General features: G+C 64.2%; 16 protein-coding genes. 7 read left to right on the plus strand and 9 right to left on the minus strand.

The window, feature by feature from the left end; all coding sequences use genetic code 11:
- Positions 1-19 precede the first annotated feature (19 nt).
- Positions 20-1,435 (minus strand): FAD-linked oxidase C-terminal domain-containing protein, encoded by a 1,416-nt coding sequence (locus AC57B1_RS07405; RefSeq protein WP_496417112.1) that lies wholly within the window; start codon positions 1,433-1,435, stop codon positions 20-22.
- A 207-nt stretch (positions 1,436-1,642) separates the two neighbouring features.
- On the opposite strand from AC57B1_RS07405, the gene AC57B1_RS07410 reads away from it, so the two are divergent.
- A complete protein-coding gene (locus tag AC57B1_RS07410) occupies positions 1,643-2,197 on the plus strand; it encodes a cob(I)yrinic acid a,c-diamide adenosyltransferase (RefSeq protein WP_496417188.1) in 555 nt (184 codons plus the stop codon).
- Between the two features lie 75 nt (positions 2,198-2,272).
- Here the strand turns inward: AC57B1_RS07410 and AC57B1_RS07415 are convergent, their stop codons facing one another.
- From AC57B1_RS07415 to AC57B1_RS07440, 6 genes are all read right to left on the minus strand, one after another.
- A complete protein-coding gene (locus AC57B1_RS07415; RefSeq protein WP_408186806.1) occupies positions 2,273-2,605 on the minus strand; it encodes a helix-turn-helix domain-containing protein in 333 nt (110 codons plus the stop codon).
- 17 nt (positions 2,606-2,622) lie between these two features.
- Positions 2,623-2,973, minus strand: a complete 351-nt coding sequence (locus AC57B1_RS07420; protein ID WP_496417113.1) for a type II toxin-antitoxin system RelE/ParE family toxin — start codon at positions 2,971-2,973, stop codon at positions 2,623-2,625.
- Between the two features lie 188 nt (positions 2,974-3,161).
- Positions 3,162-4,235 (minus strand): 3-deoxy-7-phosphoheptulonate synthase AroG, encoded by a 1,074-nt coding sequence (gene aroG, locus AC57B1_RS07425; protein ID WP_408186804.1) that lies wholly within the window; start codon positions 4,233-4,235, stop codon positions 3,162-3,164.
- A gap of 379 nt (positions 4,236-4,614) precedes the next feature.
- On the minus strand, positions 4,615-6,081 hold the full coding sequence (tldD, locus tag AC57B1_RS07430; RefSeq protein WP_091796678.1) for a metalloprotease TldD: 1,467 nt from the start codon (positions 6,079-6,081) through the stop codon (positions 4,615-4,617).
- Positions 6,082-6,210: 129 nt separating this feature from the next.
- Entirely contained in the window at positions 6,211-7,062 is an 852-nt protein-coding gene (locus AC57B1_RS07435; protein ID WP_408350361.1) for a carbon-nitrogen hydrolase family protein, read from the minus strand.
- Positions 7,063-7,191: 129 nt separating this feature from the next.
- Positions 7,192-11,382, minus strand: coding sequence for a YhdP family protein (locus AC57B1_RS07440; protein ID WP_496417114.1), 4,191 nt, complete (start codon positions 11,380-11,382; stop codon positions 7,192-7,194).
- 185 nt (positions 11,383-11,567) lie between these two features.
- On the opposite strand from AC57B1_RS07440, the gene glnE reads away from it, so the two are divergent.
- Positions 11,568-14,360, plus strand: coding sequence for a bifunctional [glutamate--ammonia ligase]-adenylyl-L-tyrosine phosphorylase/[glutamate--ammonia-ligase] adenylyltransferase (gene glnE / locus AC57B1_RS07445; RefSeq protein WP_496417115.1), 2,793 nt, complete (start codon positions 11,568-11,570; stop codon positions 14,358-14,360).
- Positions 14,361-14,418: 58 nt separating this feature from the next.
- Here glnE and recN read toward each other — a convergent pair whose 3' ends face one another.
- Together recN and AC57B1_RS07455 are read right to left on the minus strand one after the other, a co-directional pair.
- Positions 14,419-16,089 carry a DNA repair protein RecN gene (gene recN, locus AC57B1_RS07450; RefSeq protein WP_496417116.1) on the minus strand — a complete coding sequence of 557 codons (1,671 nt, stop codon included), beginning with the start codon at positions 16,087-16,089 and terminating at the stop codon, positions 14,419-14,421.
- 72 nt (positions 16,090-16,161) lie between these two features.
- Positions 16,162-17,064: an NAD kinase gene (locus AC57B1_RS07455; protein WP_091796675.1), complete on the minus strand. Its 903-nt coding sequence runs from the start codon at positions 17,062-17,064 to the stop codon at positions 16,162-16,164.
- Between the two features lie 333 nt (positions 17,065-17,397).
- Here AC57B1_RS07455 and hrcA point away from each other — a divergent pair, with 333 nt between their 5' ends.
- The 5 genes from hrcA (at position 17,398) to AC57B1_RS07480 (ending at position 21,679) form a co-directional block, all read left to right on the plus strand.
- Positions 17,398-18,417: a heat-inducible transcriptional repressor HrcA gene (gene hrcA / locus AC57B1_RS07460; protein ID WP_091796674.1), complete on the plus strand. Its 1,020-nt coding sequence runs from the start codon at positions 17,398-17,400 to the stop codon at positions 18,415-18,417.
- Between the two features lie 177 nt (positions 18,418-18,594).
- Positions 18,595-19,665 (plus strand): ferrochelatase, encoded by a 1,071-nt coding sequence (gene hemH, locus AC57B1_RS07465; RefSeq protein WP_091796673.1) that lies wholly within the window; start codon positions 18,595-18,597, stop codon positions 19,663-19,665.
- Between the two features lie 8 nt (positions 19,666-19,673).
- On the plus strand, positions 19,674-20,081 hold the full coding sequence (locus AC57B1_RS07470) for an RNA-binding S4 domain-containing protein (protein WP_408350352.1): 408 nt from the start codon (positions 19,674-19,676) through the stop codon (positions 20,079-20,081).
- Positions 20,082-20,602: 521 nt separating this feature from the next.
- Positions 20,603-21,187 carry a nucleotide exchange factor GrpE gene (grpE, locus tag AC57B1_RS07475; protein ID WP_496417117.1) on the plus strand — a complete coding sequence of 195 codons (585 nt, stop codon included), beginning with the start codon at positions 20,603-20,605 and terminating at the stop codon, positions 21,185-21,187.
- Between the two features lie 45 nt (positions 21,188-21,232).
- The gene (locus AC57B1_RS07480) at positions 21,233-21,679 is read left to right on the plus strand and encodes a thioredoxin family protein (protein WP_496417118.1); all 447 of its coding nucleotides are present in this window, start codon (positions 21,233-21,235) and stop codon (positions 21,677-21,679) included.
- Positions 21,680-21,732: the final 53 nt, after the last annotated feature.

Below are 21,732 nucleotides of genomic sequence, written 5' to 3' on the forward strand. Positions count from 1 at the left end.
AGCCGCGCCTGCAGACGCCTCAAGCTGCCCAGGTGAAGATCTTTCCCGGGTTCATCAGATTGTGCGGATCGAGCGCATGCTTGATGGAGCGCATGGTGTCGACCGCGACTTCACCGTGTTCTTCGAGCAGGAAGCCCATCTTGTGCAAGCCGACGCCATGCTCGCCCGTGCAGGTGCCGTCCATGCGCAGCGCGCGTTGCACGATGCGATGGTTAAGGCGCTCGGCTTCGACCAGTTCTTCCGGCTTGTTCGGATCGATCAGGATCGCGACGTGGAAGTTGCCGTCGCCGACATGGCCGACGATCGGGCAGGGCAGCGGCGAGTCCTTCAGGTCCTGTTCCGTTTCCTCCACGCATTCCGCGAGGCGCGAGATCGGCACGCAGACGTCGGTCGTGACTGCACGGCAACCGGGCTTCAGTTGCAGCATGGCGAAATAGGCGTTGTGGCGCGCGTTCCACAGACGGCTGCGGTCTTCCGGCCGCGTGGCCCATTCGAAACCTTCGCCGGCATTTTGCGCGGCGATGTCCTGGACCAGTTCGGCCTGCTCTTTCACGCCGGCCTCGGTCCCATGGAATTCGAAGAATAATGTGGGCGCTTCACGCAGCGTGAGATTCGAGTGGCGGTTGATCGAGCGGATAGCGAGCGAGTCGACGAATTCGACGCGCGCGATCGGCACGCCGATCTGGATCGTTTCGATGACCGCGCGGACCGCGTCGCCCATTGACGGGAACGCGCACACCGCGGCGGACACCGCTTCCGGTTGCGGATACAGGCGGACTGTAATTTCCGTAATCACGCCGAGCGTGCCTTCCGAGCCGACGAACAGACGCGTGAGGTCGTAACCCGCGGACGACTTGCGGGCGCGGGTGCCGGTTTTGATCACGCGGCCATCGGCCAGAACCACGGTCAGCCCGAGCACGTTCTCGCGCATCGTGCCGTAGCGTACGGCGTTAGTGCCGGACGCGCGCGTGGCCGACATACCGCCAATGCTCGCGTCCGCGCCCGGGTCGATCGGGAAGAACAGGCCCGTATCGCGCAATGCCTCGTTCAACTGCTTGCGCGAGATGCCGGGCTCGACGGTGACCGTCAGGTCTTCGGCGTTGATTGACAACACCCGGTTCATTTCAGACAGATCGATCGATACGCCGCCCTGTACCGCGAGCAAATGCCCTTCCAGCGAAGAGCCGTTACCGTAAGGGATGATCGGGACGTTGTACTGGCCGCACAGTCTGACGACGTTTTGTACGTCTTCGGTGGTGCGGGCGAACACGACGGCGTCAGGCAGTTGGGGATCGAACGGCGACTCGTCGCGGCCGTGATGCGCGCGCACGGCTTCGGATACGGACACGCGGTCGGAGAACGCGGCTTTGAGCGCGCTCAGCAACTCGGCGGGAAACGGCCGGCGCAGCGGGGCCGGCGGCACGGGATGATTCACGCATGTCTCCTGATAGGTGGGGCAATGCTGGTTTGCAGCATCTGTTTCATTTTACGCCGATCGTCCACGGGCCGGCGTTGGAGCAGGCGGGCGCTTCTATAATGGCGGCGACTTCACGATGCGCGCAATATGGATAAACGCGGTGCCCGATGAGCCGCGTTGGGATGCATGGGGCCGCGCATCGTCACTGAATGCATGGGAGATATGATGGGCAACCGCTTGAGCAAGATCGCTACCCGAACGGGCGACGACGGCACTACGGGTCTCGGCGACGGCACCCGTGTGCGCAAAGACAGCGCACGGATCGCCGCGATCGGCGACGTGGACGAACTCAACTCCAACCTCGGCGTACTGCTGTGTGAAACCTTACCGGACAAGGTTCGTGCGGCGCTGGTCGCGATTCAGCATGACCTGTTCGACCTTGGCGGCGAGCTATGCATTCCCGGCTATACGATGATTACCGACGGGCATCTCGCCCAACTCGACGACTGGCTTGCGGACTACAACGCCGACTTGCCGCCGCTGAAGGAGTTCATTCTGCCCGGCGGCTCGCGCGCGGCTTCGCTCGCGCATGTGTGCCGCACCGTATGCCGGCGTGCCGAACGGGCGATAGTTGCGTTGGGGGAATACGAGACCATCAACGCCGCGCCGCGCCAGTATGTGAACCGGCTGTCGGATCTATTGTTCGTGCTTGCGCGCGTGCTCAACCGTGCGGACGGCGGCACTGACGTGCTGTGGCAACACGAGCGCGGCGCGAGCTAGAGCCGAACCGCGGCGATAGGTGTATGACAGCGCGATGGCGCATGCAACACCATTCGCATTGGCGATCCATACACGTTAGCCGACCGCGAGCGTGACCGGCTTGCCGATCCGGCTCATCATTTCCACCAGCGTATCGATAGTGAACTTGGTGGTCTTCTTGTTGACCACGTCGGACACGCGCGGGCGCGACACCATCAGGATCTCGGCCGCCTCGGCCTGTTTCAGATGATGCTGTTCGATCCACGTGGACAGTTCTGTCATGAGCTGCTCCTTGAGCAGCCGCGTGTCGTTGATCTGTTTCTGCGACGCCGCGTGCAGCCGCTTCGCCTCTTCAGCGGAAAAGCCGAGCTCGAGGAACAGATTGGCGCCGGGCCTGCTTACGTGACGAATTTTGGTGTCGATCGTCATTGTTAGTTTTCCTATTGTTAATGGTGGTGTGACCAGAGGTGGTGTGCCCTGATTGCGCGATACCGCGTTTCAGCAATCTTCCTGTCGCGCGGACCCAGCTTCTGGCTTTTCTTCTGGAAGCAATGCAGCGCGTACAGTGCTTCCACGAACTTGGTCACGTACATGACGCGATAAATGCCGTCTGCTTCCCTGATGCGAATCTCGCGCGTTCCGGGGCCGATCGAGTCAAACGGCTTCCAGTCGTCAGGGTCGAGGCCTGCTTGAATCTTGCCGAGTTGAAACCCCGCTCGACGACGCATTTCCTCGGGAAAAGCGAGTAAATCGCTATAGCTGGAGCCTAGCCAGCGAATTTCTTTTTCCTGCTCCATAGCCGCCTTTCATGTACAAAATCTTATACGTAACCTTCATCCCGGTCAAGTCGCATTGGACCCGGCCATAGGTTGTTACGGTACAGAGGCGTTTAAGGGAACACCATTCGTCCGTTCGGCTAACAAAAAACCCGGCTCACCATCGAGCCGGGTTTTTCCGTGCATCCGCTGCTGCAATCAGTGTCGGTTCAGTTGCCGCTGCCCCGCGCCACACGACGTTGCTTCACTGCGTCGGCGAGGCCCTCCAGCACGGCGACGCTTTCGTCCCAACCGATGCACGCGTCGGTAATGCTCTGGCCGTACGTCAGCGCGCAGCCTTCCTGCAGATCCTGGCGGCCTGCCACCAGGTGCGATTCCACCATCACGCCGACAATCCGTTCGTCACCCGAAGCAATCTGGCGGCCGATATCCGCGCACACCGGAATCTGATTCTCGTGCTTCTTCGAACTGTTCGCGTGGCTCGCGTCGATCATCAGACGCGCGGCGAGACCCGCCTTGCCGATGTCCGCGCACGCGGCGTTGACACTGTCCGCGTCGTAGTTCGGCGTCTTGCCGCCACGCAGGATGATGTGGCAGTCCTCATTGCCCGCGGTCGAGACGATCGCCGAGTGGCCGCCCTTGGTGACCGACAGGAAATGGTGCGGCTGGGAGGCGGCCTTGATCGCGTCAACGGCAATCTTGACGTTGCCGTCCGTGCCGTTCTTGAAGCCGACCGGGCACGACAGGCCCGAAGCCAGTTCGCGGTGCACTTGCGATTCCGTGGTGCGCGCGCCGATCGCACCCCACGAGATCAGGTCGGCGATGTACTGCGGGCTGATCATGTCGAGGTATTCGGTGCCGGCCGGCAGGCCGAGTTCGTTGATGCGCAACAGCAACTCGCGCGCGGTGCGCAGGCCGTCGTTGATCTTGAAGCTGTTGTCCATGTGCGGGTCGTTGATGAGACCCTTCCAGCCCACCGTCGTGCGCGGCTTCTCGAAGTACACGCGCATCACGATTTCAAGTTCCCCGGCAAAGCGCTTGCGCTGCTCGACCAGCCGCCCCGCGTACTCCATCGCGGCCTTCGTATCGTGAATCGAACACGGTCCGATGATGACGATCAGGCGATCTTCCATGCCGTGCAGAATGCGATGCATCGCGGTGCGCGAGTTGTAGATCACGTCGGACACCGTTTCGTCGCAGGCGAATTCGCGGATCAGGTGAGCGGGCGGCGTGAGTTCTTTCAATTCGCGGATGCGGACATCGTCGGTATTGTGCGGGGGCATGGTGTTCTCCAATCGGTTCGTAGCGTGTTCGCGCGGGCAGTCAGGATTGCGATGAAGCAGCGATGCCAGAGCGGACAATCGTCAAAAATAAAGTTTCAAAGACATGAGGCGAAAAAAAAACCGCCAGGCTGGCTGGCGGTTTTTCGGGAATTCTCGGTGTTCTGCGTGCACTAACACCCCTCTCGATCCGCCAGCGGTCTGAGATGCCAAAAAAAGTAAAAATAAAACTTGGCGGACATGACGAATGAGGTCGCAGGTCAAAAAGGGTGAGTGACTTTATAACCCGGGCAGGCTGCGCTTGCAAGCCGCGGGGCGTAAAAATGCGGGAAATCCGCATACTTCGCGCAATGCATGCACGAAGTATGCGTTTGCTGCGAAATCAGGCAGTACCGCCGACCGTCATCTTCTCGATGCGCAGCGTGGGCTGGCCGACGCCCACCGGAACGCTTTGGCCTTCCTTGCCGCACACGCCGACGCCCGAATCGAGCTTCATGTCGTTGCCGATCATGGTCACGTATTTGAGCGATTCCGGGCCGCTGCCGATCAGCGTCGCGCCCTTCACCGGGTACGTGACCTTGCCGTTTTCGATCATGTACGCCTCGGACGCCGAGAACACGAACTTGCCGTTCGTGATGTCGACCTGGCCGCCGCCGAAGTTCACCGCATACAGCCCGTTCTTCACGGAAGCGAGGATTTCCTGCGGGTCCTTGTCGCCGTTGAGCATGTACGTGTTGGTCATGCGCGGCATGGGCAGCGCCGCGTACGACTCACGGCGCGCGTTGCCCGTAACCGGCATTTTCATCAGACGCGCGTTCAGCGTGTCCTGGATATAGCCCTTCAGAATGCCGTCTTCGATCAGTGTGGTGCACTGGGTCGGATTGCCTTCGTCGTCGATATTGAGCGAGCCGCGGCGGTTCGGCAGCGTGCCGTCGTCCACCACGGTCACGCCCTTGGCGGCGACCTGCTCGCCGATGCGCCCCGCGAATGCCGACGAACCTTTGCGGTTGAAGTCGCCTTCGAGACCGTGGCCGATCGCTTCGTGCAGCAGCACGCCGGGCCAGCCCGGTCCGAGTACGACAGTCATCGCGCCAGCCGGCGCCGGACGCGCGTCGAGGTTGACCAGCGCCGCATGCACAGCGTCGTCGACGTAGCCCGACAGTACGTCGTCGGTGAAATAGCCGTAGTCGAAGCGGCCACCGCCGCCGCCGCTGCCGATTTCGCGGCGGCCGTTCTGCTCGGCGATCACCGTGACCGACACGCGCACGAGCGGCCGGATGTCGGCCGCGAAGCCGCCGTCGCTGCGTGCGACTAGCACCACGTCGTATTCACCGGCGAGGCCGGCCATGACCTGCTGGATGCGCGGATCGCGGCCGCGCGCCATCTTTTCGATGCGCTCGAGCAGCTTGACCTTGGCGGTGGCGTCGAGCGAATGCAGCGGATCGGCCGGCAGATACAGATCGCGCCCGGCGATGCCGGTCAGCGACGAGGCCACCTTGATCTTCTGCTTGCCGCCGCCTGCCTTGGCGATCGAGCGGGTGGCGAGCGCCGCCTGGCGGATCGCTTCGGGCGACAGGTCGTCCGAATAGGCGAAAGCCGTGCGGTCGCCCGACACGGCGCGCACGCCGACGCCCTGGTCGATGCTGAAGCTGCCGGACTTCACGATGCCTTCTTCGAGACTCCACGCTTCGCTGCGCGTGTACTGGAAATACAGGTCGGCGTAGTCGATCTTGTGCGTGAAGATTTCGGCGAGCGTGCGGGTGAGCAGGGCTTCGTCGAGACCGTAGGGCGTCAGGAGAATGTCCTTGGCGGTGGCGAGATTACGGATACCGGGTTCGATGATGTTCATGCGAAGTATGTTCTGCTCGATACGAAGGATTCGGTTAGCGCGTCTGTCACTCACCAGATGAGTCCAGGGCGCCGCACTTTCAATGTCACACGAGTGGGTTGATCAATGTGGTCAGGGGAGTCAACTCAGTCAACTGAGTACGCGATGACGCCAGGCGGGCAGACTCTGTCGCACTTCGTCGATACGCGCACGCTCGAGATTGCCGGCGACCACGCCTGCGCCTTCGTCGCGCACCGCGACGATTTCGCCCCACGGGTCGATCAGCATGCTGTGGCCCCAGGTACGGCGGCCATTTTCATGTTTGCCGCCTTGCGCCGCGGCCAGCACATAGCACTGGTTTTCGACCGCCCGGGCGCGCAGCAGCATTTCCCAATGCGCGCGGCCGGTCGTGTATGTGAACGCCGACGGCACCACGATCAGCGCGCAGTCGCCCATGCGCCGGTACAGCTCCGGAAAGCGCAAATCGTAGCAGACCGACAGGCCGACGCGGCCGAACGGCGCTTCGAAGCTGCGGACTTCGCCGCCCGGGCAGATGGTGCGCGCTTCGTCGAACGATTCCTCGCCCTTTTCGAAGTTGAACAGGTGAATCTTGTCGTAGCGCGCGGCCTCGTTACCTTGCGGATCGAACACCAGCGTGGTGTTCAGCACGCGCGACGCTTCTGGCGACATCAACGGCAGCGTGCCGCCGATCACCCAGACCTGGTGGCGGCGCGCGGCGTCGGCGAGAAAGCGCTGGATCGGGCCGTCCTGATAGGGTTCGCGCACGGCGAGCTTGTCCGTGTCCTTGAAACCCATGAAGCAGAAGTACTCAGGCAACAGGACGAGTTGCGCGCCGCCGGCGGCGGCCTCGGCGATCAGGCGCCCGGCTTCGGCGAGATTACGATCGCGATCCGGGGTGCTCACCATTTGCAGCGCGGCGACCCGGAAGGCGCTTTCCAGGGAACCGCTGGAGACGGTTGAAGAGACGTGTGTTTCGCTCATGAGCGTTTCGGAAAACTCCCGGCAAGGCGGCGGCGCGAACCGCTTGCGCCGCATACGTCGTTCAAGGCTGGCTGGGACCGATCGTGCCGTACGGCGCCTGTCTGACCGGGCAAAGGGTCGGAGACAGGTTCAGTGCGCTTCCACGGTCGAAGCCGGAGCGTCCATCTTACCGCGATCGCTCTTCACCCGCTCGACGTGCGGTTTCGACCACGAACCGGTGATCGCATACTCGCGGGCGAAGGCGTGCGAGACCGACTGGGTGAACGCCAGATCGGCCACCAGCGCGCCCAGCCCGAGCAGCGGATTGATGACCGTCGCGGCGATCACGGCAGCGCCGGCGCTGACCGTCGGCACGACCTGAACGTGCAGATCCTGGGTCTCCTGGGCGAGATCGACCGAACCCTTCATCTCGACGCGCGCCGGGGCGGTGACCATCTCGAAGTTCTCGGTGCGGCCAATGCCGTTGTGAATCTGCGCCGTGCCGGTGACGTGCTCGAACGGCAGGCCTTCGCCGATCACGTCGCGAAAGTTCAGGGTGGCGAAGCGCGCGAGACTTTGCAGGCTGAGCACGCCCAGCAGCTTGGCGACGCCCGGATCGACCTTGAGGATCTGGCCGTGGCGCAGATCGACGGCCAGATTGCCGTTGAAGGTCGGATAGTCGATCCTGGCCGGGCCGCCTTGCCACATCATCTTGCCCGAGAGCGAGCCGCTGCCCGCCTTGAGCGTGCGCGGCTGGCCGAAGCGTTCCAGCAGCGCGCCGGCGTCCTTGATGTCCAGCTTGAAATCGAACACGGTGCGGCGCGGCGTGGCTTCGTCGGCGCTGCTGCCGAGCTCGGTCGAGGTCCGCCAGTTGGCGGTGGCGGTCAGCGTGGCGGCGGGGTTGGTGATGTCGAGCTTGTCGAGTTGCCAGACCGGCACGCCGTCTTCGTCGAAGTTGTGCGCGTCGACTTCGAGACGGCCAATGTTGTGGTCGCGCACGATCAATTCGTTGACCACCAGGTCGATGGACGGCATGTTCTGCGCGGGCGCCGAAATTGCCTGGCCGAGCAGATCCTTGTCGGTGGCCGACGGAATCACCACGCGGGCAAAGCGCGCCTGCAGCGTGCCGGGCGAGTCTTTGGTCGGGCCAGGCAGCCAGGACACGTGGCCGGACACCTGATTCGAGGCGATGTTCGCCTGCCACGTGCGATCCGCATGCGACGCGCCCACGATCACGCTGTCCCAGTGACGCTTGAGCAGCGTCAGCGTGTCGATGTGCACCGCAAAGCGGCTCGGCAGGAATTGCGCGACAACCGGATTCGGCGCGGGCGGTGTCGCGGTGGCGGGCGCGGGCGCATCTTTACTGCGTAATTGCGTGACCAGCGCGCGCCACGCGTCCGCGTCGAATGCGTCCAGGTCGACGGCGGCGATCACGCCTTCGGACGGCAGGTCGGCGGGTCTGTTCACGCCCACCGCGCCGCGCACGACCGTGGGCGGCGTTTTCGGCTGATAGCGCAGCAGATAGGCGGCGGCGATCGGGCCGAAGGTGAGATCGGCGCGCTCCAGTTCCGTTTCGCCCGGCGTGGTGGACGGGCCGACGGCGAAGCGCAGCGGCATCGGCGTGCCGACGGGCTTGTTGAACGGTGCGGGGAAGTCGAGCGCGAGGCCGGTCAGATCGGAGTTCGCCGTTACTTCGGGCAAACGTCCCTTGGCGCCGCGCACGTTGAGCGCGTACGGCGCGCTGCCGCTCATGCGCGTCAGCACCTGCGCGGTCGGGCCATGCAGGTTGAGTCCGCGTGCCGCGTCGACGGCGATATGGCCGCCGAGGTCGAGCGCATACGTGCCGTCCTGCTTCAGACCGCCATTGGCATGCATATCGCCGCCGAGGAATTGCCCGGAGAGCCGGTCCACTTGCGCCGTGTGCTCGGTGAAATGTACCTTGCCCTTCAGTTGCGACAGCGGCGGCACGTTCTCGACGCTCAGGCGGTTGTTCTGGAAGCCGACCGCGCCTTCCACGGCGATATGCGGCTTGGGCGTGCGCGGCACCGTCAGTTTGAGCGCGAGCGACGCGGGCCCTTCCGCGCGCACCTTCTCGGTCTCGTGCTTCGCCATGATGCCGAGCGAGCTGGCGTTCACATAGTCGAGCATGTCGGCGAGCGGACCATGGCCATCGCCTTTGATGACGAGGCTCGACGCCTTGGTGCCGAGGTCGTCGATCCGGCCGTTGACGCCGGTGAGCGCGACCTGCTTGTAATGCGCCCGGTCAATGTCGAAGCGCATCACGTTCTGCTTGAGCTCGAACACGCCGTCGATGCCGTCGAGCGCCGGCCACACGTTCGGCGTGCCGTTCTTCATCTTGCGCGGCGGGTAGGGCGTCGGATCGAACTTGCCGCCCTTGAACGGCGCCACGATATGGAACTGCCCGGCGCTCGGGTCGCGCGAATAGGGGAACTTGGTGAGATCGCCGTGCACCTCGATCGTCGCGCCGTGCGACATGCCGGCCTGCAAACCGTGGCCCAGATAGATGCGCAGCTTTTCGCTGATGCTGGTCGGCAGATAGCGGGTGATGCGCGTCACCTTCGCGCGCTGGAAGTCGGCTTTCAGATCGAGCGAGCCTCGCCCGTGGCCCGGGTTGCTGTAGTCGGCGCTGGCGGTGGCTGCGACGTCGGCGTTCGAGACGCCGAAATCGGCCAGCTTCACGGTGAACGCAGGGCGGTTCTCGCCCGGCGCTTTCGGCGTAATCGTCCAGTCGGCGCGGCCGTGCAGGCGATCGAGCTTCAGTCGTGGGTCGTCGAACACGCCCGGCAGCGTAATGGCGACGTTGGAGGTGTCGAGCAGGGCGGTGCCGTGGTTTTCGTCGGCGTCCACGCTGCCCCACAGATTCTCGATACCGGGGATCCCCGCGCGCGGGTGATTCAGCGGCGTGAGCCCCGGCGGCGGTTCCTGCGCGGCGACGCTGATGCCTTGCAGATCGCCCTTGAAGCGATAACGCTCGATCGGCTCGGCGCCGCTCGGGCGATGGTCGCTACCCGCTTCGCCGGACTCTGGCTTGCCGCGCTCGACTTCGATCAGATAGTTGGCCACCAGACCGCGTGGGTTGTAGCGCACCAGATTGTTCAGGAGGCGCCCCGGCAGCGGCAACGCACGGCTGAATTCGGCGAGGACGCCTAGGTCGACGCGATCGCCGCTCACGCTGACGAGTTGTCCATGCTGCTGCGAGGCAGTCCGGAAGCGTCCGTTCAGCGTGTCGAACGCGAGCATGCGCGTGAGCGGCGTGCCGTCGTCGAGCGGCGGCTGGCCGAGTTCGGCGTGCAGCTGGCTCAGTTTCAACCTGTAGTCGCCCTGTTCGGCCTCGAGGCGCCACGAAAAGTTGGCCACCGGCACTAGCAGCTTCGGTTGGGTCGGACGTACCCGCATGGCGACGTCGGCGCCGGCGAGCTGTCCGCCGGCCGACTTCATGCGGCCTTCGGCGAAGTCGATCCAGATCGCGTTGTCGATCCGGCCGGCATACATCTCGAACGGCGAATTGACGTAACGCGCGAGCGTCGGCAGATCGACCGGGCCGGTCGAGACGTACACCTGGCCCGTCCAGTTGATCGGCTTGCCGATTGCCGAGAGCGGCGCGTGTCTGAAATGGGTGCGGAAATCGAGCGGACCGTGCAGGACATGCCCTTCGGCGGGCGCCTGTAGCGCCAGCCGGTGATCGTAGCCGTCGTTGAGAATCGCGATCCGGATATCGCGCAGGGCAAGCTCGGGTGCGTCACGCTGCGCATCGCGCCAGCGCAGCACGCCGCCGCGCACCACGATCGCCTGTTGACGCAACAGCCAGGTGGACAGGACATCGTTGCCGCTGTGGCGCGTCGGCACCGGCACGCCCGCCACCGAGAGCACGCCGTCGCTGCTGCGCGACACCAGCACGTCCGGCTGATCGACGATCAGGCTGGAGAGCGCCGGATGAAACTGCCAGAGCGATTTCCACGAGAGCGTGGCGGTGGCGTGCGGAATCGTCAGCGCGGTTTTGCCTTCGTGATCGCGGATCACGAGGTTGGTAACGTCGAGGCCCGGCTGGAAGCCGCTCCAATATGGCGCGAGCTTGCCGATGGTGAACTGCGCATGGAGCTTTTCTGAAACGATCGCCTCGATGCGCGGGCGGAACGAGTCGGCGCGCGGCAGCACCACATAGCGCAATGCGAGAAACAGACCCGTGGCAACGAAGTAGAGGACGAGCGCGATCGCGAGGACCACGTGAAAGGTCCGACGCAGCACGATGTGGTCGCTTCCGCTCACAGGCCGGACCTGCCCGGTTTCGTGAGGGTCGGCGGATTCGTTTCGCTCGGACATGCTGCGGCGGGTGGGCGTATGGTAGTTTTGCGAATTAACGACGAAATGTAACACACGGAATAGCGTGGGCGGACTTCCTGCAAACCCTGTCTGCGCGCCGTCTCGCGACCTGCGCGAGGCTGTCGCGCCGTGTGCTGCTGCGAATTGAACCAAGCTGATCAAGCAACGAGCGAGCCAGACCCTTGATGACAGACGCCACTCTCCTGAGTTCCAGCTATTCACACTACGCGGCGCGCGCCGCGGCGGCCCGCCCCCAACTCGTCGCGCAGGTGGCGGCGCTCGCTTCCTTGCCGCTGACCCGAGACCGTATCGATGCCCGTTTCGACGCGTTGTGCGCCGAGGCAGCCGGCGCGACCGGTGCGCCATTGAATGAGGATGCACTCAAACGGGCGCTGCGCCAGTTGCGCACCGAGGTGTTTTGCGCCGTGATGGAGCGTGATCTCGCCGGCGCGGCGGATGTCGCCGAAGTCACGGGCACGATGACCGATCTGGCCGAGACGACGATCCAGCGCGCTCTCGCCGTCCTGTCCGCCGAACTCGAAGCGCTGTACGGCGAGCCACGCGGACCGCACGGCGAGCGGCTCGCGCTCGGCGTGGTAGGCATGGGCAAGCTCGGTGGCCGCGAACTGAACGTATCGTCGGATATCGACTTGATCTTCATTTATGAAGAGGACGGCGAGACCGCGGGCGGGCAGCGTTCTTCGATCGCCACCCAGGACTTTTTCACACGCCTCGGCAAACGCCTGATCGGCGCCCTCGCCGAAGTCACCGCCGACGGCTACGTGTTCCGGGTCGATATGCGGCTGCGGCCGAACGGCGATTCGGGGCCGCTCGTATGCAGCCTCGGCATGCTCGAAGAGTATTTCTACGTGCAGGGCCGCGAGTGGGAGCGCTACGCGTGGATCAAGGGCCGTCTCGTGTCCGAAAGTACGAGCGACGCGGCGCAGCGGCTACAGAAACAGCTCGACGCGATCGTCACGCCGTTTGTCTACCGCCGCTATCTCGATTTCGGCGTGATCAGCGCGATTCGCGCGTTGCATCTGCAGATTCGCCAGGAGGCGCAGCGTCGCGCGTCCATGCGGCCCGACAAGGCCGACGACATCAAGCTCGGGCGCGGCGGCATCCGCGAAATCGAATTCAGCGCGCAGGTATTCCAGTTGATCCGTGGCGGTCAGGACGCGGGATTTCGCGTGCGGCCGACCCTCGCCGTGCTGCGTCATGCGGCGACGCACGGGCTGATCGATACGTCGGTCTGCGTGAAGCTCTCGCAGGCTTATCGTTTCCTCCGCGAACTTGAACACCGTCTGCAATACCGCAACGACGCGCAAACCCATGCCATGCCGGTCGCGCCAGAGGAACGCGCGGCGCTCGCCCGCGCCATGGGCTGCGACGATTACGCCGCGCTGATGGCGAAGCTCGATGAGCATCGCGAGTTCGTCGAACAGCAGTTCGATCAGATTTTCGCCGACAAGGTGAACGGTCGCGACGGCTGCGGCGCACCCGAAGACGGCGCTGCCGCATGGGTCTGGAGCAGCGCACTCGCCGACGACAGCGCCGACGAAGTCCTGCAGGCGCGCCTGATCGAACTCGGCGTGGCCGAGCCGGGCGAACTGCTCGCGCGGCTGCGCGCGGTATGGCAGTCGTCGCGTTACGCGGGGCTGGCCGAGCGCAGCCGGCAACGCTTCGACATCGTCGCGCAACGCGCGCTCGAAGCCGCGCGCACGCTGGAGCCTGCCGCGCGGCGCGGCGATACGGTGGCGCGCTTCTTCGACCTGCTGGAAGCGGTCAGCCGGCGCGGCGCGTATCTCGCGCTGCTGACCGAATATCCGCAGGCACTGCACCGCGTGCTGTCAGTGCTCGGCGGATCGCGCTGGGCGGCCGGTTATCTGATCCGCCATCCGCAATTGCTCGACGAGTTGCTCGACGACGAAGCGATGGATAGTCCGTTCGACTGGCCCGAATTCAAGCGCACCTTGCGCCTGCGTCTGGCCGCCGCCGACGGCGTGGAACAGCAGATGGATCTGCTGCGCCACGCGCACCAGGCCGAGGTGTTCCGCATTCTGCTGATCGATCTGGCCGGCAAGCTGAGTGTCGAGCATGTGAGCGACCGGCTGTCCGAACTCGCCGACGCCGTGCTCGACGTCACGCTCGAAGCGGTCTGGAAGCAGTTGCCGAAGCGCCATCGCGAAGTGCCGCGTTTCGCGGTGATCGCGTACGGCAAGCTGGGCGGCAAGGAGTTGGGTTATGCATCCGACCTGGACGTGATCTTCCTCTACGACGACACCGACGACGTCGCAGCCGACGTCTACTCCACCTACACCCGGCGCCTCATCACCTGGCTCACGACCGCGACCGGCGCGGGTACGCTGTTCGACGTCGACTTGCGGTTGCGGCCGAACGGCGAGTCGGGCCTGCTCGTCACCGATCTGGATGCCTTCCGCCGCTACCAGCTGCGCGAGGGCGACGCGGCCAATACGGCGTGGGTATGGGAACACCAGGCATTAAGCCGCGCCCGTTATTGCGCGGGCGACGCCGAGATCGGCGCGAAATTCGAGGCTATCCGCGAACAGGTGCTGACCACGCCGCGCGAAGCGGCACCGCTCGCGAAGGAGATCGTCGAGATGCGCGAGCGCGTCGGGGCGGGGCATCCGAACCATACGGCGCTGTTCGATCTGAAGCACGACCGCGGCGGGATGGTGGATATCGAATTCACCGTGCAGTACTGGGTCTTGCTGCACGCGGCAAGCGACCCCGAGCTGATCCGCAATACCGGCAACATTGCGCTGCTGCGGGAAGTGTCGCGCTTCGGCCTGATGAGCGAGGCGGAAGCCGAGACGGTCGGCGCGGCCTATCGCACTTACCGCAAATTGCAACATAAGCTGCGGCTGGACGGCATGGAAAAGGCGCGCGTCGAGCCCGCGCTGGTGGCCAACGAGCGGGAAGCCGTGCTTGGGTTGTGGAAGCGCGTGTTCGGGTGAGGGCGCGCGGATTGATCGGCTCGCGGCGACGGGGGGATGCCCCCCGGCTGATCAGCAATTAGGCTGCCAGCATTTCCTTCGCGTGCTTGCGGGTGGTCGGGGTGATCTCCAGGCCGCCGAGCATCCGTGCCACTTCTTCGATGCGGTTCGCCTTGTCGAGCGAAGTCACGCTGCTGACCGTGCCGCCTTTGCCATTGCCCGCTTTGGCCACCTGGAAATGGTGGTCGCCGCGCGCGGCGACTTGCGGCAAATGCGTGACGCACAGCACCTGGCGCTGCTGGCCGAGCTGATGCAGAAGCCGCCCGACCACTTCGGCGACGCCGCCGCCGATGCCGGTATCCACTTCGTCGAAAATCAGCGTGGGTGTCGGGCTGGCGGCGCTCGCGATTACCGCTAACGCGAGGCTGATACGCGCCAGCTCGCCGCCCGAGGCGACCTTCGCGAGCGGCCGCAGCGGCACGCCCGCATGACCGGCGACCCGGAACTCGACCTGTTCGAGCCCATGCGCGCCACCTTCGGGCAGCGGCACCAGCGCTACTTCGAAGCTGCCGCCTTTCATCGACAGTTCCTGCATGCCCGTGGTGACCGCCGCGCCCAGCGCCTTGCCGGCCTTGGCGCGCGCCTTCGACAGTTTCTTTGCTTCGGTCAGGAAGTCTTCTTTGGCTTTGGCCTCGGCGGCGTGCAGGCTGTCGAGGTCCGCGGCGGCGTCGAGCGCGGCCAGTTGCGCGCGACGCGCCTCGTGTTCTTCAGGCAGCGTTTCCGGCTGCAGACGGAATTTTCGCGCGGCCGAATGCAATGCATCCAGACGCTTTTCGACCTGTGCCAGCCGGTCCGGGTCGAGTTCGAGCTTTTGCGCGTAATGGCTCAGCGAATAAGCCGCTTCCTGCAACTGGATTTCGGCCGGTTCGAGCGCGGCCAGCACGTCGTTCAAGGCCGGATCGATCTCCGCCAGATCGCGCACCTTCGACACGATCGAGGCCAGATGCGTGATCATGGCCTCGTCCGATTCGGACAGCGCGCCGAGCGCGCCTTGCACGCCGTCGATCAGATTGGCCGAATGCGACAGCCGCCGATGCTCGGCGTTGACCTCTTCCCACTCGCCCGGCTGCGGCGCGAGCTTGTCCAGTTCGGTGAGCTGCCAGGCGAGGCGCTCGCGTTCCAGTTGCAGTTCACGGTCACGCGTTTGCGCATGCTCCACCGCCTGAACCTTCTCGCGCCATGTGCGCCATGCCCGCGTGACGATGGCCGCCGTGTCGGACAGGCCGGCGTGGGTGTCGAACAGTTCGCGTTGCGCGTCGGGGCGCATCAGCAACTGGTGCGCGTGCTGGCCATGAATATCCACCAGCATTTCGCCGACCTCGCGCAACTGCGCGAGCGTCGCCGCCGTGCCGTTGATGAAGGCGCGCGAGCGGCCGTTGGCATCCACCACGCGCCGCAGCATGACGGTGCTGCCGTGATGGCCGTCGGCGCCGATTGTGCCGAGCGCCTGCTCGTCGAGCCAGTGCTCGACCTGCGCATGCGTTTCGAACTCCGCGGTGATGTCCGCGCGGCTTTCGCCAGTGCGCACGACGTTCGCATCGGCACGGGCGCCGAGCGCGAGCGCCAGCGCGTCGATCAGGATCGACTTGCCGGCGCCGGTTTCTCCGGAGAAAACAGTGAAGCCGCTGTCGAATTCGAGATCGAGCGCGGCGACGATGACGAAGTCGCGTATCGAGAGGTGGCGAAGCATGGAGGTCGTCTGGTGAGCTGGGTAGTCAGGGTTCGGCAGCGGCGGCGTTCGCGTTCCGGGTGTCCTTGCCGCTCAGGGCTTGGGGTCTTCTTCGTGCGACGGGTATTCGTTCCAGTGCAGCTTCTTGCGCAGCGTGGCGAAGTAGCTGTAGCCGACCGGATGCAGCATCGGCACCGTATGACGCGAGCGGCGCACTTCGATCGTGTCGCTCAGTTCGAGCGAGGTGAACGACTGCATGTCGAAATTGACGTTCACTTCGCGGCCCGAGACGATCTGGATGCTCACCTTGGAATCGTCCGGCAGCACGATCGGACGGTTCGACAGCGCGTGCGGCGCGATCGGCACCAGCACGATGCCCTGCAACTGCGGATGCAAAATCGGCCCTTGCGACGACAGTGCGTAAGCGGTCGAGCCGGTGGGCGTGGCCACGATCAGCCCGTCCGAGCGCTGGTTATACATGAAGCGGCCGTCCACCGAGACATGCAGTTCCGCCATGCCCGAGAAGCCGCTGCGGTTGACCACTACGTCGTTGAAGGCCAGCGCGTGATAGATCGGGTTGCCGTCGCGCATGATGCGCGCTTCGAGCAACACCCGTTCTTCGCGCTCGAAATTGCCGGACAGCATTTGCGGCACGATCTCGCGCATGTCGGAGATCGGAATGTCGGTAATGAAGCCGAGCCGCCCATGGTTGATGCCGATCAAGGGCGTGCGGTACGGCGCGAGCTGTCGGCCGATGCCGAGCATCGTGCCGTCGCCGCCCAGCACCACGGCCACGTCGGCGCGCGCGCCGATCTCGGCGGGACGCAGCGCCGGGTAGTCGGTGACGCCGATCTCGGCAGCGGTGTCGGCTTCGAACACGACCTCGAAGCCGCGCTTCGCGATGCACAAGGCGAGCGCGGTCAACGGCTCGGCGATACCCGGCGTATTGTTGCGCCCGACGAGCGCGACGGTCTTGAACTGGCTGGTCACTTGCATGCCGGCATTACACCATAGGTAGGGCCTGAAAAGAACCGTAGACAGACCCGGTGACGGGCCGGCGCGCGCGGGCCGCCAGCGCCTCTCGCGATTATCGTTAGAATGGTGAAGCCTTGATGACATGCGCGCCGGTTAAAGTGCGGCGGGGTGCCGCCAGCCGGGCCGCCCGGAAGGCGGCCCGCAAGGTGCTCCGCAACGCGCCGGACTGAACGCCGGCCAATGATGTGCCGGACCGAAGGCAACGTGCCGCAGCGGCAAGCGGTGGCGCGTTCGTCAGGGATGGGCGCCCCTAGCGCTCGCGGTAGTCGTGCCATTGAGCTAAAATTTTCCGTCATGCTAGATCCTCGCGCACAAACCCTCCTCAAAACGCTGATCGAGCGCTACATCGCCGAAGGTCAGCCGGTCGGCTCGCGCACGTTGTCGCGCTATTCGGGCCTCGAACTGAGCCCCGCCACCATCCGCAACGTCATGTCCGACCTCGAGGACCTGGGGCTCGTGATCAGCCCGCACACTTCCGCGGGCCGCATTCCCACGCCGCGCGGCTACCGCCTGTTCGTGGACACCATGCTGACGGTGGAGTCCGCCGCGGACGAAGAAGCCGTGATGCGTACCGTCAAGACCACGCTGAAGGCGGGCGAGCCGCAGAAAGTCGTCGCTGCTGCGGCGAGCGTGCTGTCCAACCTGTCGCAGTTCGCCGGCGTGGTGCTCACGCCGCGGCGCAGCCACGTGTTCAAGCAGATCGAGTTCATGCGTTTGTCCGACAAACGCATTCTGCTGATCATCGTCACGCCGGAAGGCGATGTGCAGAACCGCATCATGGCGACCCAGCGCGATTTCTCGCCGTCGCAACTGGTCGAAGCCTCCAACTACATCAACGCGCACTTCGCGGGCCTCTCGTTCGACGACGTGCGCCGCCGCCTGCGCGAAGAAATCGACGAACTGCGCGGCGACATGACCACGCTGATGCACGCCGCCGTCACGGCCAGCACCGACGAAGCCGACACGGGCGAGACCGTGCTGATTTCCGGCGAGCGCAACCTGCTCGAAGTGGCCGACCTCTCGTCGGACATGGCGCGCTTGCGCAAGCTGTTCGATGTGTTCGACCAAAAGACCAGTCTCCTTCAATTGCTCGACGTGTCGAGTCACGCGGCGGGCGTGCAGATTTTCATTGGCGGCGAGTCGAATCTCGTGCCGATCGAGGAAATGAGCGTGGTCACCGCGCCTTACGAGGTGAACGGCAAGATTGTCGGCACCTTGGGCGTGATCGGACCGACCCGCATGGCCTACAACCGCGTGATTCCGATTGTGGACATCACCGCGCGCCTGCTTTCCCTCACGCTCAGCCAGCAGTAAATAGCTTTCTTCGACTCCTCGCCGCGCCGGTTCCTGCCGCAAATAATGCGTCACGGCGCGCGGCTTGCCAATTGGCCGAATGGCCAGGGGTGTCCGGCGGACCGGTACATGAAGCACGCCGCTATAATGGTTTCCACCTGAACCGCCACTCCGCCTAACCGGTTACTTCTGCTGCCTATGCGCTTCGACCTCGAGCGGCCTTCACAGAACGCCACATCACACCGCGTCGCCGTGCTCCTGATCAATCTCGGCACGCCCGACGCGCCGACGCCGCGTGCGGTTCGCCGCTATCTCGCGCAGTTTCTGTCCGACCCGCGGGTGGTCGAAATTCCGGCGCTGCTCTGGCAGATCATCTTGCGCCTGTTGATTTTGCCGTTCCGCGGCCGCGCCTCCGCCAAGAAGTACGCCACAGTGTGGATGCCTGAAGGCTCGCCGCTGCGCGTGTACACCGAGAAGCAGACGGAAGCCTTGCGTCATCTGCTGCAACTGAACGACTACACGGTGCTCGTCGATTACGCGATGCGTTACGGCACGCCGGGCATTCCGGCCATGCTGAACCAGCTCAAGCTGGCGGGCGCCGAACGCGTGCTGCTGATGCCCATGTATCCGCAGTATTCGTCGTCCACCACGGCCACCGCGTTCGACGACGCCTTTTCGGCGCTCAAGCGCATGCGTAATCAGCCGGAAATCCGCACGGTGCGCCAGTACGCCGACCATCCGGCCTACATTGCGGCGCTGGCCGCGCAGGTTCATCACTATTGGCATCAGCACGGCCGGCCGGATTTCGCCTCCGGTGACAAGCTGGTGCTGAGTTTTCACGGTGTGCCCAAGCGCACGCTGGATCTTGGCGACCCGTACCACGAGCAATGCCAGCAAACCGGCGCGCTGCTGATGCAGGCACTCGAACTGACGCCGGTGGAATGCCGCATCACGTTCCAGTCGCGCTTCGGCAAGGCCGAGTGGCTGCAGCCGTACACCGCGCCCACACTCAAGGAGCTGGGCTCGGCGGGCGTGCGGCGCGCCGATCTGTTTTGTCCGGGCTTTACGGCCGACTGCCTTGAAACCATCGAGGAAATCGGCATGGAAGTGCGCGACGAATTCCTGCACGCGGGCGGGCAGGAATTCCATCGGATTCCCTGCCTGAACGCCTCGCAGGCGTGGATTGCCGCGCTAGGCGAAATCGTCGCGCAGAATTTGCAGGGCTGGCCGGTGCAGGCGCTGCCGGTGCCGCACACGACAGGAGCTTGAGCAGGCTCATGAATTACAGGATCTCAACGGAAGCGGGCGCCAAGCTGCGCATCGACAAATGGCTGTGGGCGGCGCGCTTCTTCAAGACGCGTTCGCTCGCGGCGGCGGCTGTCGAAAAAGGACATGTGCGCATTGACGGCGCCAGCGTCAAGCCGGCCAAAGACGTGCGGGTCGGTGACCTGGTCGAGATCGAGATCGAACGGATCGTGTGGCAAGTGGAGGTGCTGGGCGTGTGCGACGTGCGCGGCCCGGCGAGTGTCGCGCAAACGCTTTATGCGGAAACCGAAGAGAGCAAGGTGAAGCGGCAGGTCGAACAGGAGCGGCGCAAGACGTATCGCGAGCCGGCGGCCGCATTGCACGGCCGACCGACCAAGCGCGACCGGCGCACTATCGACAAACTTTCAGGTGGGGATTGAACAGCTGTTCCATGGTCGCGTGCACGCCACCATATTCGGTAGTGTGATCGTTGACAGCCCCGGACATGCAGATGGTCGTGGTGCCCGCAATCAGAACCAATGCGACCACCGAGATTGCAAAGGTCAGTTTCACGGTACTCCCCTCGGGAAGGTTCAGGATAAAGACGGGCGAATCGGGTGAAATTGCAAGATATCGGAAAGGCTTACGTCAGATTAGGGTTAACGCGTCTTTTCCGATGCTTTGTTGGAGCATAGGCCACTTGCCGCCCGCACTCAATCTCAATCTGATTGCGTCGCATTAATGGTTGTAACCAGGCATTTCCGCTGCCCGGCCGTGGTGCGAAAAGATCCGGGAGAACCGCTTGAAATGGTTCTTTCCGGCCTCATCTGCCGTGTTGATTTGCGGTGACTCGTGAAGTTGTCTGTCGCGATTTTGCAACGCACAAACCGCACCAGGCTTGATGCGCTGCCGCCGCCCTCGGCTTTTACCTCGCTTTCACTTTTTAACGACTTTCAGCGACATGGAAAACACGCAAGAGAACCCGACGAGCCAGAATTCCAAGCCCGCCGACGAAACCGCGCGCCAGGCCGCCGAGGCCGCGGCACCTCAGCAGGAAGCCGCTGCGAACGCGGCGACCGACTCGTCGGCAAGCGCCGAGCAAGCGGCACTGGCCGAGGCTCAGGCAAAGATCGCCGAGTTGCAGGAAAGCTTCCTGCGGGCCAAGGCTGAGACCGAAAACGTGCGCCGCCGCGCTCAGGAAGACGTCGCCAAGGCGCACAAGTTTGCGATCGAGACTTTTGCCGAGCATCTGCTGCCGGTGATCGACAGCCTCGAAGCAGCTGTCGCGCACTCCACCGACGATCTGCCGAAAGTGCGCGAAGGCGTCGAACTCACGCTGCGCCAGCTCACTGGCGCGCTGGAAAAGGGTCGCGTCGTCGCCCTGAATCCGGTTGGCGAGAAGTTCGACCCGCATCGCCATCAGGCCATTTCCATGGTTCCGGCCGACCAGGAGCCGAACACTGTGGTGGCCGTGCTGCAAAAGGGCTTTGTGATCGCCGATCGCGTGCTGCGTCCGGCACTCGTGACCGTCGCGGCCCCGAAGTAAGCGCAACGAGGCGTTCAGAAGCCGTTTAGTCTGGCAGGCGTTGCCATGGCTAATATTCCCGTCGACGCCACCGCGTTCGCCGCCTTCGAGATGCAGGCGCTCAGCGCCGAGTCATTCGACGCCGGGCTCGCCGGAGCGGGGGATGAACTGGCCGTGGTGTTTTTCTGGGGTCTCGACTGCTTCAACTGCGAGATTGCCAAGAAGGCCATGCTGGCGCAGCCGGACGCGATTCGCGCGCTCGGTCTCAAATGGTTTCACAGCAACGTTTACGAGCATCGCGAACTGGGGCGGCGCTTCACGCTGCACGGCGTGCCCACATGGTTCTTTTTTTACCGCGGCAAGCGGCTCGGCCGGGCAACCGGCTGGCATGGCCTCGGGCAGTTCCAGGCCGCGGTTGCGGTCGCACGGGAAAAAATCCGGGTGGCTGATGCTGCAAAAACCGCCGGCCCGCAAGCCGATGGAACAAATTCGGGCGAAAGTTCGCCCGATTGAAAAAAATTAAAGACCGCATCGCAAAAGAGGTCTTGAAAACGATGCGGACGCAC

Source organism: Paraburkholderia sp. BGA-UO-ETr-F21 (assembly GCF_059567925.1).